At 59.2% G+C, this 12,420-nt stretch carries 16 protein-coding genes; 8 read left to right on the top strand and 8 right to left on the bottom strand.

All coding sequences use genetic code 11. From position 1 onward, the window contains the following. Window positions 1-62 precede the first annotated feature (62 nt). The 5 genes from AC0IXA_RS04730 to AC0IXA_RS04710 all read right to left on the bottom strand — a co-directional run bounded on the left by AC0IXA_RS04730 (window position 63) and on the right by AC0IXA_RS04710 (window position 4,509). The gene (locus AC0IXA_RS04730; RefSeq protein ID WP_471811962.1) at window positions 63-596 is read right to left on the bottom strand and encodes a cysteine hydrolase family protein; all 534 of its coding nucleotides are present in this window, start codon (window positions 594-596) and stop codon (window positions 63-65) included. A gap of 66 nt (window positions 597-662) precedes the next feature. After that, window positions 663-2,390 (bottom strand): gamma-glutamyltransferase, encoded by a 1,728-nt coding sequence (gene ggt / locus AC0IXA_RS04725; protein WP_471811960.1) that lies wholly within the window; start codon window positions 2,388-2,390, stop codon window positions 663-665. Window positions 2,391-2,538: 148 nt separating this feature from the next. After that, a complete protein-coding gene (locus AC0IXA_RS04720; RefSeq protein ID WP_471811958.1) occupies window positions 2,539-3,126 on the bottom strand; it encodes an NUDIX domain-containing protein in 588 nt (195 codons plus the stop codon). A gap of 99 nt (window positions 3,127-3,225) precedes the next feature. After that, window positions 3,226-3,861 carry a lytic polysaccharide monooxygenase auxiliary activity family 9 protein gene (locus tag AC0IXA_RS04715; protein WP_471811956.1) on the bottom strand — a complete coding sequence of 212 codons (636 nt, stop codon included), beginning with the start codon at window positions 3,859-3,861 and terminating at the stop codon, window positions 3,226-3,228. 207 nt (window positions 3,862-4,068) lie between these two features. Next, window positions 4,069-4,509 (bottom strand): hemerythrin domain-containing protein, encoded by a 441-nt coding sequence (locus AC0IXA_RS04710; RefSeq protein ID WP_016775257.1) that lies wholly within the window; start codon window positions 4,507-4,509, stop codon window positions 4,069-4,071. A 152-nt stretch (window positions 4,510-4,661) separates the two neighbouring features. Between AC0IXA_RS04710 and AC0IXA_RS04705 the strand changes: the two genes are divergently transcribed. Then, window positions 4,662-5,087 carry a GNAT family N-acetyltransferase gene (locus AC0IXA_RS04705; RefSeq protein ID WP_122691925.1) on the top strand — a complete coding sequence of 142 codons (426 nt, stop codon included), beginning with the start codon at window positions 4,662-4,664 and terminating at the stop codon, window positions 5,085-5,087. A 101-nt stretch (window positions 5,088-5,188) separates the two neighbouring features. Here the strand turns inward: AC0IXA_RS04705 and AC0IXA_RS04700 are convergent, their stop codons facing one another. Then, a complete protein-coding gene (locus tag AC0IXA_RS04700; RefSeq protein WP_024013401.1) occupies window positions 5,189-5,539 on the bottom strand; it encodes a hypothetical protein in 351 nt (116 codons plus the stop codon). A 133-nt stretch (window positions 5,540-5,672) separates the two neighbouring features. Here AC0IXA_RS04700 and AC0IXA_RS04695 point away from each other — a divergent pair, with 133 nt between their 5' ends. From AC0IXA_RS04695 to AC0IXA_RS04665, 7 genes are all read left to right on the top strand, one after another. After that, a complete protein-coding gene (locus tag AC0IXA_RS04695; RefSeq protein ID WP_471811953.1) occupies window positions 5,673-6,002 on the top strand; it encodes a DUF6388 family protein in 330 nt (109 codons plus the stop codon). Window positions 6,003-6,167: 165 nt separating this feature from the next. Beyond that, window positions 6,168-6,560: a sulfurtransferase complex subunit TusD gene (gene tusD / locus AC0IXA_RS04690; RefSeq protein WP_038860118.1), complete on the top strand. Its 393-nt coding sequence runs from the start codon at window positions 6,168-6,170 to the stop codon at window positions 6,558-6,560. A 2-nt stretch (window positions 6,561-6,562) separates the two neighbouring features. Beyond that, the gene (tusC, locus tag AC0IXA_RS04685) at window positions 6,563-6,919 is read left to right on the top strand and encodes a sulfurtransferase complex subunit TusC (RefSeq protein ID WP_471811951.1); all 357 of its coding nucleotides are present in this window, start codon (window positions 6,563-6,565) and stop codon (window positions 6,917-6,919) included. Beyond that, window positions 6,919-7,212 (top strand): sulfurtransferase complex subunit TusB, encoded by a 294-nt coding sequence (gene tusB, locus AC0IXA_RS04680; RefSeq protein WP_281879074.1) that lies wholly within the window; start codon window positions 6,919-6,921, stop codon window positions 7,210-7,212. Before tusC ends, tusB begins: the two co-directional genes overlap by 1 nt. Continuing rightward, the gene (locus AC0IXA_RS04675) at window positions 7,209-7,544 is read left to right on the top strand and encodes a TusE/DsrC/DsvC family sulfur relay protein (protein ID WP_016770652.1); all 336 of its coding nucleotides are present in this window, start codon (window positions 7,209-7,211) and stop codon (window positions 7,542-7,544) included. The genes tusB and AC0IXA_RS04675 overlap by 4 nt, the downstream gene beginning before the upstream one ends. Then, on the top strand, window positions 7,541-8,542 hold the full coding sequence (locus tag AC0IXA_RS04670) for a glycosyl transferase family protein (protein WP_341637162.1): 1,002 nt from the start codon (window positions 7,541-7,543) through the stop codon (window positions 8,540-8,542). Before AC0IXA_RS04675 ends, AC0IXA_RS04670 begins: the two co-directional genes overlap by 4 nt. A 91-nt stretch (window positions 8,543-8,633) precedes the next feature. Next, the gene (locus AC0IXA_RS04665) at window positions 8,634-9,635 is read left to right on the top strand and encodes a glutathione S-transferase family protein (protein ID WP_471811949.1); all 1,002 of its coding nucleotides are present in this window, start codon (window positions 8,634-8,636) and stop codon (window positions 9,633-9,635) included. Between the two features lie 94 nt (window positions 9,636-9,729). Here the strand turns inward: AC0IXA_RS04665 and cysG are convergent, their stop codons facing one another. Further along, entirely contained in the window at window positions 9,730-11,124 is a 1,395-nt protein-coding gene (cysG, locus tag AC0IXA_RS04660) for a siroheme synthase CysG (protein ID WP_341637160.1), read from the bottom strand. Then, window positions 11,125-12,405, bottom strand: a complete 1,281-nt coding sequence (gene serS, locus AC0IXA_RS04655; RefSeq protein ID WP_024013408.1) for a serine--tRNA ligase — start codon at window positions 12,403-12,405, stop codon at window positions 11,125-11,127. It lies immediately after the preceding gene. Between the last annotated feature and the right edge of the window lie 15 nt (window positions 12,406-12,420).

Genomic DNA, 12,420 nt, shown 5'->3' with positions numbered 1-12,420 from the left:
TGATGTTGGCTGTCACAGCGCTTTCGCGAGCAGGCTCGCTCCCACAGAGTTTTATGTGCATTTCAGAAGATCACTTCGGCTGCCGGTTTGACATCGATTCGTGCCACGGAACTGGTCAGGGCGGCGAAGTCCTTGTTGTGTTCGGCAATGATGTCCTCGGCGCTCATGTTGCCGTTATCGACCGTCGAATGCGCATCCCGCGCGACGACGATGTCGTAGCCCAGTGAATGCGCGCTGCGCACCGTGGCGTTGACGCAGTAATCGGTCTGCAGGCCGCAGATGATCAGGCGTTCGAAGTCTTCGCTGGGCAGCAGCTTGCCGAGATCGGTCTGGTAGAAAGAGTCCCCGGTGGTTTTGCCTATACGCAGGTCTTCCGTCGAAATCAGCAGACCCTTGGCCAGTTGCCAACCGTCCGCCCCATGCACGAATGGACCATCCTTTTCTTCATGCTGAATTAACACCACTGGAACGCCAGCGTTGCGGGCGCGCTGGCTGAGATCATTGATCGTGGCGATCACGCGGTCGATTTCAAAGCACTGATATTCACCAGCACACAGCGCCTGCTGGACATCGATGATCAGTAATGCCGTGGTCATGTCGAGCCTTCCTTGATCAGTCTTTGAGAATGGGGCGGACCTGCGCCCGCCCCTCTTTTACTCCGCTCAGTAACCCAAAGACAAGCCGGTATTGCGCCGTGGATCATTGGCGCCGTAAAAGCGATTCTTGCCAACCGGTTTGCCGCCCAGGGACGGCGCGCCGACCAGAATCGCGGCGATGTGGTTGGCATCCTGCGGGCCGGCAAACTTGTGGCCCCAGCTTTCCAGGATCTTTTTCGTATCCGGGCTGGCGGCGAAGTCTTCGAGGTTGGTTTCCTCCGGCATCCACTGCTGATGGAAGCGCGGAGCGTCGACCGCTTCCTGCAGCCCCATGCCGTAATCGATCACGTTGAGCATGGTCAGCAAGGTCGCGGTGATGATCCGGCTACCGCCCGGCGTGCCCACCACCATCACTACTTTGCCATCCTTGGTGACGATGGTCGGACTCATCGACGACAGCGGCGCCTTGCCCGGTGCAATGGCATTGGCTTCACCCTGAACCAGGCCATACATGTTCGGCACGCCCACCTTGGAGGTGAAGTCGTCCATTTCATCGTTGAGAATCACCCCGGTCTTGCTCGCCATCACGCCTGCGCCGAACCAGTCATTGAGGGTGTAGGTGACCGAGACCGCATTGCCCCACTTGTCGACAATCGAATAGTGCGTGGTGTTGCTGCCTTCGTGGGGCGCTACACCGGGCTTGAGCTCAGCCGACACACCGGCCTTCTGCGGCTGGATGGCGTTGCGCAGTTTGGTCGCGTAATTCTTGTCCAGCAGATGCTCGATCGGATTCTTCACGAAATCCGGATCGCCGAGGTAGCTGTTGCGATCGACGTACGCATGGCGCATCGCTTCGATCTGGTAGTGCATGCCCTGAGCGGAATGGAAGCCCAGGTCCTTCATCGGATAACCTTCGAGAATGTTCATGATCTGGCAGATCACCACCCCGCCGGAGCTTGGCGGTGGCGCCGAGACTACGTGATAGCCGCGATAATCGCACTCAACCGGGGCCAGTTCGCGAGTCTTGTATTTGTCCAGGTCGGCCTGGCTGATGATGCCTTTGTTGGCCTGGCTGGAAGTGACAATGGCATCGGCGACCCAACCTTTGTAGAAGCCGTCGGCGCCCTTGTCGGAAATCGTCCGCAGGGTTTTCGCCAGATCCTTTTGCACCAGTTTCTGCCCGACCTGCATCGGCTCGCCGTTGCTGAGGAAGATCGAGCCGGAATCGCGCATGTCCTTCTTGAACACATCCGTCGCGTATTCGAGCAGCTCGACATCGCCCTGCTGCAGCTCGAAACCGTCTTCGGCCAGTTTGATCGCCGGGGCAATCATCTCCTTGCGCTGTTTGGTGCCGTATTTGCTCAGCGCCAGCTCCATGCCAGACACCGTACCCGGTACGCCGACCGCCAGGTGCCCGCGCGTGCTCAGTTCCGGAATGACGTTACCGTCCTTGTCCAGATACATGTTGGCGGTCGCTGCCAGAGGCGCTTTTTCGCGGAAATCGAGAAAGGTCTTGCGCCCGTCCGCCAGTTGAATAGTCATGAACCCGCCGCCGCCAAGGTTGCCCGCAGCCGGATAGACCACCGCCAGCGCATAGCCCACGGCCACTGCCGCATCCACGGCATTGCCGCCGTTTTTCAAAACGTCGACGCCGACATGGGTCGCCAGATGTTGCGCGGTGACCACCATGCCGTTTTCCGCCGCCACCGGAGCCACTGATGCCGCGTGAGCCATGAGACAGCTGAGCGCCAGAGAGGTCGCAATGAGCGATCTGGCCAAAGGTTCGTACTTCATGAGTCGATCTCTTTTTGTTTTTGGGGACTGCGCAAAACGCAGGGCAACGCTTCAGGAGCAACAAGCAGTATGGCCGGCTTTGCGTATTGCGCCTCCCCGTTCAGCCAGTATGCTGAGCCATCGCAGTCTTTGGCAGCTCCTGCCCGAATCAAGCGAAGAGGTTATTCATCGCTGCGTACTGCAACAGCATGATGGTCTTGGCATCGCAGATCTCGCCGCGTTGAAACGCTGCCAGTGCCTCATCGAATCTCCATTCGAGCACTTCCAGTTCTTCGGTTTCCTCTTCCAGGCCACCACCGTCGCTGACCTTGGAGGTGGCATCGTATTCAGCGATAAAAAAGTGCAGCTTCTCCGTCACCGAACCGGGACTCATGTACGCCTCGAATACTTTTTTCACGTCGTGCACGCGGTAACCGGTTTCCTCCTCGGCTTCGTCACGAATGCGCTGCTCGGGCGCGGCAACTTCCAGCAACCCGGCGGCCACCTCGATCAACAATCCATCGTGGCCGTTGACGAACACCGGCAAACGAAACTGGCGGGTCAGCACCACCGTGCGCTTTTCGCGGTTGAACAGCAGAATCGCCGCGCCGTTGCCCCGGTCGTATACCTCGCGAGTCTGGCGCTGCCACTCGCCGTTGTTGCGGTGGTAATCGAAGGTGATTTTCTTCAGCAGATACCAGTCGTGGGACAACACCTGAGTGTCGACGATGTTGACCCGTTCGGCTGTGTTGGACATCGCGTCTGATCCTGTCTTCATGGGGGGACTGCCATGGTCGATCAATTGCGCCGACAAAAAAAGCCCGGCAGCGCTACCGGGCTCGTTCAGCCTGCGCGGTTACTGAAAGTCGGCGTCGAAGGCCTGGTAGAAGGCGTTGCCGGTATTGGCGACGATCCACATCAGCACAATGACATGATGACCCTGCTTGTTCGCAGGCAGCTTCACTTGATGATCGACCTTGGCCTTCAATTCGCCGACATGGCTGTAATACGGCACTTGCGGGTAGAAGTCTTCGAAGAACGGCTGGGTTTCGAGCTGCCCACGGCTGATGCGTTGCTGGGGATCCCAGCCGTCTTTGGTGATCAGCCAGCGATAACCTCGGGTGGTGTGCGGTGCGGTGTAGGCCCAGGTGACGTTGAGAGTCTGGCCCGGATCGACGTTGAGCAGCGGCCAGCTGAAGGAACGACCGAGCTTCTTGCTCATCTCGTCGTCGGTGTAATTGACGCAATCGCGGGCATCCGTCTTGCCGCCGCTGAGGATGTAGCCATCGGCCGGCGGCGCGACGCTGTCCGAGTCGGTCTCGAAAGGTTGCGGGAAAGGTCCGGCGTCTACGGCCGGAAAGTTCTTGCCACCTTCCATTTCATTGACTTGCCAAGCGCCTAGCAAGCCGAGGTCGATGGCCACTGCGCCGCGACTCGCTGGCGAGATGACACGACCGTGTTTGAGTTGAGTTTGTGGGATTGCCTGATTCATCTTGCTCACTCCGTTGATTTGAGAACTCTCCTTCCCGAGGAGAGGCCTTCAAGCTAACGGAGGTGAATTTTTTGTCCATCGGCGCTTTTGTCACAGTCCCAGTGTGCAAGACGTAAAAAGCCCGGAAACACTGGATGCATAACCAGTTCTCGACGACGCATCGCACTCAACGTGTAGCTGAACACCTACACGCCGAGTCACCTTTGGTCATTCAGACAGTTGCGCCTGATACTCCTTTTCGTACTGCCCGGCGAGTTGGGTTTTCTGTTTATCATCGAGCAGCTTGCCGGCCATCTGGAAGAATTTGTGCTCTTCTTCCTCGAGGTGGTGATGAACCTTGTCGGAAAGCTTTTTCGCTGTGGCCAGCCAGGCCGGACTGGACATTTCGGTCTCGTCGAGCTCTTCCATCATCTCGTCCATTTCGTGGTGTTCGGCGATGGCGTGGCGGCTCAGGTCCACGCCTTCATCGATTTCCATCAACGGAATGTAGAAATGCCGCTCTTCAGCGGTTTCATGCGCTTGCAGTTCTGCTTTGAGCTGCTTGTAGGCCTCGACCCGCTCAGGGCTGTCGCCGCTGGTCGCGATCAAAGCCTTGGCGTAAGTGCGCTGGCGCTCGTGGCTTTCGCGCAGGGCTTCAAAAATATTCACGGGATTTCCTCATCAATCGCGCTCAGGGAAAGACGCGATAAAAGCCTAGACCGCAACGCTGGTTTGACGGTTCCGCTTGTTCGATCGAAGGGCTTGGAGGCATTTGCCCGGACGCGTTAGGCTGGGCGTTCAATTACACAAGGAAGTCATGCATGAATTTGCGTATCGAGTTGACGCAGAATCCTACCGAGGAACAGCGTCAGGCCATTCTGCAGCCACTGATCGAGTACAACGATGCTCAAACCGGCGGTTCTAAATCCGAGCCGTTCGCCTTGATGGTCAAAGACCAGAATGGCGAAATACTGGGCGGTTTGTACGGGCGAATGATTTTTCGCTGGATGTTCATCGAGCTGCTGTCAGTACCGGAACAGGGTCGCGGACAGGGGATCGGCTCGAAATTGATGGCTCAGGCGGAAGCCTTGGCCAGGGAAAAGAATTGCTACGGCCTCTGGCTCGACACGTTCGATTTTCAGGCGCCGGAGTTCTACAGGAAGCTGGGGTTCAGCCAGTTTGGGGAAATCGTTGACTACCCACCGGGGCACAAGCGGCACTACTTTCAGAAGCGCCTGATCGATTGAGTCATGCCGTATTCGCGAGCAGGCTCGCTCCCACAGTGCAATGCATTACAACTTGTGGGAGCGAGCCTGCTCGCGAAAGCGTCAACCGCTTCACCCCATAATCACAGGCAGGTCGCCATCGCCGCCATCCGCCGCATCGCGACAAAATCACTCTTCTGCGCGTAATAGTTCAAGGTCGTACCTGACGCTTCGGTGATCACATCGACAAACGACTCTGCCGAACGCGTATAAACCGTAGTGCCGCCGGACTCGCGCGGTTCCAGATAGGCCGCCGCGTCGACGCCAAACACCGCTTCGTCCTGCCAGGCGAATTGCACGCACCGGGCGACGTCTTTCTCCGGCTTGTCCGAGGTCAGGACCTTGTCCGGGCTCTTGCTGCGAGCATCGTTCATCACCGAACCGGCGCACCCGGCCAACAGGGCCGCCGCCAGCACTACCATCAGCATTCGCATTGCATTTGCTCATCGAGAAAAAAGCGGACTGTAGCACTGCGACGCGGCAAATCGTTCTGCTTTACTGTTTTTATGCGCGACATGCGCAAGCAGGTGCGGCACCCTATGGTCATCAGTCACACAAGGAAATTACATGGCGCCTAGCGACCAGCGACATGAACAGGCTTTGAAACTGTTTCTCGATGCGCGACCCGAACTACGTGAAACCCTCGACCATCTCAACCCGCTGCTGGCTCAGGCCAAAGGCGAAACCCAGGCGCAGTATCGCGAAGAACGCTTGCACGAAGCATTCGAGGCTGAGGCGGAAAGCCAAGGGTTGTTTGCTTGGGAGCTGACATTGCAGCTGACCGCTGCTTCGCCCGAGGAATATCAGGCGCAACGGCTGGAAGTGCACCGGGAAGTGGCAGAAATGGCGGGGATGGACTGGATCGAGTATTGCGATCTTTACGGCATCACCCCGTAATCGATGTAGGAGCTGCCGAAGGCTGCGATCTTTTGATTTTGCTCTTCAAGATCAAAAGATCGCTGCCTTCGGCAGCTCCTACAAAGGAATCTGCGTAAAACTCGGGTTTCGCGGCTGTCGCAATAAAGCTTTATCATGGCCGCAGTTTCGTTGATCGAGTCCATCATGAAGTTCGCCATTGCGCTGTTTTCCGCCGCCCATGCGCCCTCCTCGCGCCGTGCCTTGCTGTTTGCCCAGGCCGCGCTGGCCGGCGGCCATGAGATTGTTCGGCTGTTCTTCTATCAGGACGGCGTGTTCAACGCCTCCGATGCGGTGGTGACGCCGCAGGATGAACTGGACTTGCCCAAGCAATGGCGCGCCTTTATCAACGAAAAGCAACTCGACGGCGTGGTCTGCATCGCCGCCGCTTTGCGCCGTGGTGTGTTGAACGAAGAAGAAGCCAAGCGTTACCAGCGTGAAGCGATTTCGCTCAGCGCGCCGTGGGAATTGTCCGGTCTGGGTCAATTGCACGACGCCGTGCAGGACGCTGATCGGCTCATCTGTTTCGGAGGCGCTTGAACATGGCCAAATCGCTGTTGATCATCAGCCGCCAATCGCCGTGGTCCGGCCCCGGTGCGCGGGAAGCGCTGGATATCGTGCTGGCCGGTGGCGCCTTCGATCTGCCGATCGGTTTGCTGTTTCTCGATGACGGCGTGCTGCAACTGGCCGCCGGGCAGAACGCCAAGGCCTTGCAGCAGAAAGACCTCAGCGCCAATCTGCAGGCGCTGCCGATGTTTGGTGTCGAAGAGCTGTTCTATTGCTCCGAAAGCGCCAATGCTCGCGGTCTTGGCAACCTGTCGCTGGACGAGGCGCAGCCACTCGCCGCTGATCAAATCACCGCCCTTATTGACCGCTACGATCAGGTGATCACCCTCTGATGTCGACTTTGCATGTGTTGTCTCATTCCCCATTCGGCGACGATCGCCTGAGCAGTTGTCTGCGCCTGCTCGGCAGCGCCGACGCCGTGTTGTTGTCCGGCGATGCGGTGTATGCGCTGCAACCGAACACTGCGCCGTTCTCTGCTCTGCAAGAGCGACCAATCAAACTTTTTGTATTGGTTGAGGACGCACAGGCGCGTGCGATCGAGGTTCCAGACTGGGCCGAGGCCATTGACTACCCGGCCTTCGTCGAACTGTCGATCCATCACGCCAAGGTCAACAGCTGGCTATGAATTCAATGACCGTCGGCGCCCGCGCCATCGAACTGGACAAGGACGGCTTTCTCGTTGACCTCAGCGACTGGTCGGCTGAAGTCGCCAGCGCCCTCGCCGCCGCCGAAGACATCGAGTTGACGCCCGAACACTGGGAAGTCCTAGAGCTTCTGCGTAGCTTCTACGCCGAATTTCAGCTATCGCCGGCCACGCGTCCGCTGATCAAGTACACCGCGTTGAAACTCGGCGCGGACAAAGGCAACAGCCTGCACCTGAACCGACTGTTCAAAGGCACCCCTGCCAAACTCGCCGCGAAACTGGCGGGCCTGCCCAAACCGACGAATTGCCTATGAACGATTTTCCAGCTTTGACCCTCGAAACGCCTGCCGAGCATCCGTTCGCGCAATTCGTGCGCATTCTCGGCAAGGGCAAGCGCGGCGCCCGCGACCTGACGCGCGAGGAAGCCCGCGAGGCCATGGGCATGGTGCTCGATGACCACGTCGAAGATACGCAACTGGGTGCCTTCCTGATGTTGCTGCGGCACAAGGAAGAAAGTGCCGAGGAAATGGCCGGTTTCACCGAAGCCCTGCGCGCACGCTTGCACGCGCCCGCATTGAATGTCGACTTGGACTGGCCGACCTACGCCGGCAAAAAACGCCACCTGCCGTGGTATCTGCTGGCGGCCAAGTGCTTGGCGCAAAACGGCGTGCGCATCTTCATGCATGGCGGCGGCGCACACACGGCCGGGCGTCTGTACAGCGAACAACTGCTGGGCGAACTGAACATTCCCCTGTGCCGCAATTGGCAGCAGGTCGGCGCGGCACTGGACAACGGCGGTCTGGCGTTTATGCCGCTGGTGGACTGGGCGCCGCAGTTGCAAAAGATGATCGACCTGCGCAATACCCTGGGCCTGCGGTCGCCGATCCACTCGCTGGCGCGGATTCTCAATCCGCTGGGTGCGCGTTGTGGCCTGCAAAGCATTTTCCATCCGGGCTACCAGGCGGTGCATCGCGATGCCAGCGGCTTGCTCGGCGACACGGCAATTGTGGTCAAGGGCGATGGCGGTGAAATCGAGATCAACCCCGACGCCACCAGCCACCTTTATGGCACCAGCGGCGGTCAGAGCTGGGACGAAGAATGGCCGCAGCTGTCAGCGCAGCGCCACGTCAAACCCGCCTCGCTGGACATCGAGCACTTGAAAGCCGTGTGGCGTGGCGATGTGGTCGACAGTTACCCGCAAATGGCCTTGATTGCGACCATGGCCCTCGCCCTGCGCGGTCTCGGTCAGAATCGCGAACAGGCCTTCACAACCGCAGAACAATACTGGGCGGCGCGCAACACATCGATCTAACCGATCATTAGCGCCCGATCTTTGCGCTTTTTGTTCGAACTCATCGGAATAGACTCGACTCCAACGAATATTGGTTTTGGGAGTCTTGATCATGGGTTTACTCGTCGACGGCCACTGGCAGGACAAGTGGTACGAAAGCAGCAAGGACGGCGCGTTCCAGCGCGAACAAGCGCAACGCCGCAACTGGGTGACCGCCGATGGTCAGCCAGGCCCCAGCGGTGAAGGCGGTTTCGCCGCCGAAGCCGGACGCTATCACCTCTACGTTTCCCTTGCCTGCCCTTGGGCGCATCGCACGCTTATTCTGCGCAAACTCAAAGGGCTGGAAAGTCTGATCGACGTGTCGGTGGTCAGCTGGCTGATGCTGGAGAACGGCTGGACCTTCGACAAGGCGCTCGGTTCGACCGGCGACAAACTCGATGGCTTCGATTTCATGCATCAGCGATACACCGCTGACACGCCTGACTACACCGGGCGCGTGACGGTGCCAGTGTTGTGGGACAAGAAACTCAAGCGCATTGTCAGCAATGAATCGGCGGAAATCATCCGCATGTTCAACAGCGCCTTCGACGGGATCACGGGTAACGATCTGGACTTGTACCCGGCGGCGCTACGCAACGAGATCGATGCGCTGAACGAGCGGATCTACCCGGCGGTGAACAACGGAGTCTATCGTGCCGGGTTCGCCACGTCGCAACAGGCCTACGAACAGGCGTTCGATGAAGTCTTCGCCGAACTGGATCATCTGGAGCAACTGCTGGGTGCCAATCGCTACCTGAGCGGGGAATACCTGACTGAGGCCGACGTGCGCCTGTTTACCACGATGATTCGCTTTGACGCGGTGTATCACGGGCACTTCAAGTGCAACCTGCGGCGGATTGCCGATTACCCGAACCTGTCGAACTGGCTGCGCGAGATGTATCAGTGGCCGGGGATTGCCGAAACGGTGGATTTCCAGCACATCAAGCATCACTACTATGGCAGCCACAAGACGATTAACCCGACAGGGGTTGTGCCGAAGGGGCCGGAGCAGGATTTCACTGTGGCCCATGACCGGGCGCGGTTGATCGGGAAAGGGGTTTGGTTAAAGGGCTAACAGCAGAAGCAAAAGATCGCAGCCTTCGGCAGCTCCTACATGAGAATGCGTTCCTCTGTAGGAGCTGCCGAAGGCTGCGATCTTTTGATCTGACTCAGACCTGCGCTTGAGCCCCTTCAAACCACGCCAGCTTCTCGCGAAGTTGTACCACTTCGCCGACGATCACCAGGGTCGGTGCATGCACTTCATGCTCCGCCACCATTCGCGGCAGATCCGCCAGCGTGCCGGTGAAAACCCGCTGATTGACTGTAGTGCCCTGCTGAATCAACGCCGCCGGGGTATCCGCCGCGCGACCATGCTTGATCAACTGCTCACAGATGATCGGCAAACCCACCAGGCCCATGTAGAACACTAGCGTCTGCGCCGGGGCGACAAGATCGGCCCATGGCAGATCGGTGGAACCATCCTTCAAGTGGCCAGTGACAAACCGCACGGACTGCGCATGGTCACGGTGGGTCAGCGGAATCCCCGCATAAGCAGCGCAACCGCTGGCCGCCGTAATGCCCGGGACCACCTGGAATGGAATACCGTGGGCCGCGAGCTCTTCGATCTCTTCGCCACCGCGGCCGAAGATAAACGGATCGCCACCCTTCAACCGCACCACGCGCTTGCCGGCCTTCGCCAGATCGACCAGTTGCTGATTGATCTGATCCTGCGGCACGGCGTGTTCGGAGCGACGCTTGCCGACATACACCCGCTCGGCATCGCGACGGCACAACTCGAGAATCGCCGGCGCCACCAGACGGTCATAGAGCACCACATCGGCTTGTTGCATCAGACGCAGTGCGCGGAAGGTCAACAAATCCGGATCACCCGGGCCGGCACCGACCAGATAAACCTCGCCAGTGGTGACCATTGGCTCGCCATCGACCTTGGCCTGCAACATGCGCTCGGCTTCAGCGCCCTGCCCGGCCAGTTGACGATCGGCAATCGGGCCCTGGAAAACGTCCTCCCAGAAGCCGCGACGCTGCTGCACATCCGGAAACAGGTTTTTCACCTGATGGCGAAAACGCGCAGCCAGCCCTGCCAATTGACCGTAGGTCGAAGGAATCCAGGTTTCGATTTTTGCCCGGATCAGGCGCGCCAGTACCGGCGCATCACCGCCGCTGGAGACGGCAATGATTAGCGGCGAGCGATCGACGATTGCCGGGAAGATCACGCTGCACAAGGCCGGCGCATCGACCACGTTGACCGGCACGCAACGCCGATGGGCGTCGGTGGAGACTTGCGCGTTGAGCGTTTCGTCGTCGGTAGCGGCAATGATCAGCCCGCAACCGTCCAGATCCGTTTCGGCGTAACCGCGCAACACGCATTCACCGCCGCTGGCAGCGACCAGTTCAGCCAGTTGCGTTTCGATTTCAGGTGCGACCACCCGCAGCAGCGCACCGGCATCGGCCAGCAGGCGGGATTTGCGCAAGGCAATTTCCCCCCCACCGACAACCAACACACGACTGCCGCGCAGGTTGTGAAACAGCGGCAGATATTTCATTTAGCCGATGACCTCGAGGCCACCCATGTACGGCTTGAGCACGTCCGGTACGCGGATAGAACCGTCGGCCTGCTGGTAGTTTTCCAGCACGGCAACCAGAGTACGACCGACCGCCAGGCCGGAGCCGTTCAAGGTGTGCACCAGTTCAGGCTTGCCGGTTTCCGGGTTGCGGAAACGCGCCTGCATGCGCCGCGCCTGGAAGTCGCCGCAGTTGGAGCACGAGGAGATTTCGCGGTATTTGTCCTGGCTCGGAATCCACACTTCCAGGTCATAGGTCTTGACCGCGCTGAAGCCCATGTCGCCGGTGCACAGCGCCAGGGTGCGGTAAGGCAGACCGAGCAGTTGCAGAACCTTTTCGGCGTTGGCGGTCAGGCCTTCCAGCGCTTCCATCGATTGCGATGGCTCGACGATCTGAACCATTTCGACTTTGTCGAACTGGTGCTGGCGGATCATGCCACGCGTGTCGCGACCTGACGCACCGGCTTCGCTGCGGAAGCATGGGGTATGGGCGACGAACTTGATCGGCAGCAGTTTCGAATCGACGATTTCGCCGGCAACGATGTTGGTCAGCGACACTTCGGCGGTTGGAATCAGGTACAGATCGGCTTCGCCTTCGCGGGCAATCTTGAACAAATCCTCTTCGAACTTCGGCAACTGGCCGGTGCCTTGCAGCGCCGGAGCCTGAACCAGATAAGGCGTGTAAGCCTCTTCGTAGCCATGTTCGGTGACATGCAGGTTGATCATGAACTGCGCCAGTGCACGATGCAGACGCGCGATCGGGCCACGCAACAAGGCGAAACGAGCACCGGACAGCTTGGCGGCGGTTTCGAAGTCCAGCCAGCCGAACTTCTCGCCGAGGGCGACGTGATCTTTCACTTCGAAATCGAATTGGGTCGGGGTGCCCCAGCGGCGCACTTCGACGTTGTCGTCTTCGTCCTTGCCGACCGGAACCGATTCGTGCGGCAGGTTGGGGATACCGAGCAGGATCGAATCCAGTTCGGTCTGGATCGCATCCAGCTCGACCTTGCCAGCGCTCAGCTCGCCCGCCATGCGCTCGACGTCCGCCATCAGCGGCGCGATGTCTTCGCCACGCTGCTTGGCCTGCCCGATGGATTTGGAACGCGCGTTACGCTCAGCCTGCAGTGCTTCGGTGCGGGTCTGGACGGTCTTGCGCTGTTCTTCCAGCGCTTCGATGCGCGCGGTGTCCAGGGCAAAGCCACGGGAAGCCAGGCGGTCCGCTACGTCCTGAAGGTTGCTACGTAACAGTTTGGAATCGAGCATGTCGGTTTCTCGTTA

The organism is Pseudomonas sp. AC083 (genome assembly GCF_979253165.1).
This window is presented reverse-complemented; position numbering and strand designations above follow the sequence as displayed.

Bases quoted from the DNA above. Each gene is read 5' to 3' on its own strand.
- AC0IXA_RS04730 (WP_471811962.1), bottom strand. From the start codon at position 596: ATGACCACGGCATTACTGATCATCGATGTCCAGCAGGCGCTGTGTGCT.
- ggt (WP_471811960.1), bottom strand. From the start codon at position 2,390: ATGAAGTACGAACCTTTGGCCAGATCGCTCATTGCGACCTCTCTGGCG.
- AC0IXA_RS04720 (WP_471811958.1), bottom strand. From the start codon at position 3,126: ATGTCCAACACAGCCGAACGGGTCAACATCGTCGACACTCAGGTGTTG.
- AC0IXA_RS04715 (WP_471811956.1), bottom strand. From the start codon at position 3,861: ATGAATCAGGCAATCCCACAAACTCAACTCAAACACGGTCGTGTCATC.
- AC0IXA_RS04705 (WP_122691925.1), top strand. From the start codon at position 4,662: ATGAATTTGCGTATCGAGTTGACGCAGAATCCTACCGAGGAACAGCGT.
- AC0IXA_RS04700 (WP_024013401.1), bottom strand. From the start codon at position 5,539: ATGCGAATGCTGATGGTAGTGCTGGCGGCGGCCCTGTTGGCCGGGTGC.
- AC0IXA_RS04695 (WP_471811953.1), top strand. From the start codon at position 5,673: ATGGCGCCTAGCGACCAGCGACATGAACAGGCTTTGAAACTGTTTCTC.
- tusD (WP_038860118.1), top strand. From the start codon at position 6,168: ATGAAGTTCGCCATTGCGCTGTTTTCCGCCGCCCATGCGCCCTCCTCG.
- tusC (WP_471811951.1), top strand. From the start codon at position 6,563: ATGGCCAAATCGCTGTTGATCATCAGCCGCCAATCGCCGTGGTCCGGC.
- tusB (WP_281879074.1), top strand. From the start codon at position 6,919: ATGTCGACTTTGCATGTGTTGTCTCATTCCCCATTCGGCGACGATCGC.
- AC0IXA_RS04675 (WP_016770652.1), top strand. From the start codon at position 7,209: ATGAATTCAATGACCGTCGGCGCCCGCGCCATCGAACTGGACAAGGAC.
- AC0IXA_RS04670 (WP_341637162.1), top strand. From the start codon at position 7,541: ATGAACGATTTTCCAGCTTTGACCCTCGAAACGCCTGCCGAGCATCCG.
- AC0IXA_RS04665 (WP_471811949.1), top strand. From the start codon at position 8,634: ATGGGTTTACTCGTCGACGGCCACTGGCAGGACAAGTGGTACGAAAGC.
- cysG (WP_341637160.1), bottom strand. From the start codon at position 11,124: ATGAAATATCTGCCGCTGTTTCACAACCTGCGCGGCAGTCGTGTGTTG.
- serS (WP_024013408.1), bottom strand. From the start codon at position 12,405: ATGCTCGATTCCAAACTGTTACGTAGCAACCTTCAGGACGTAGCGGAC.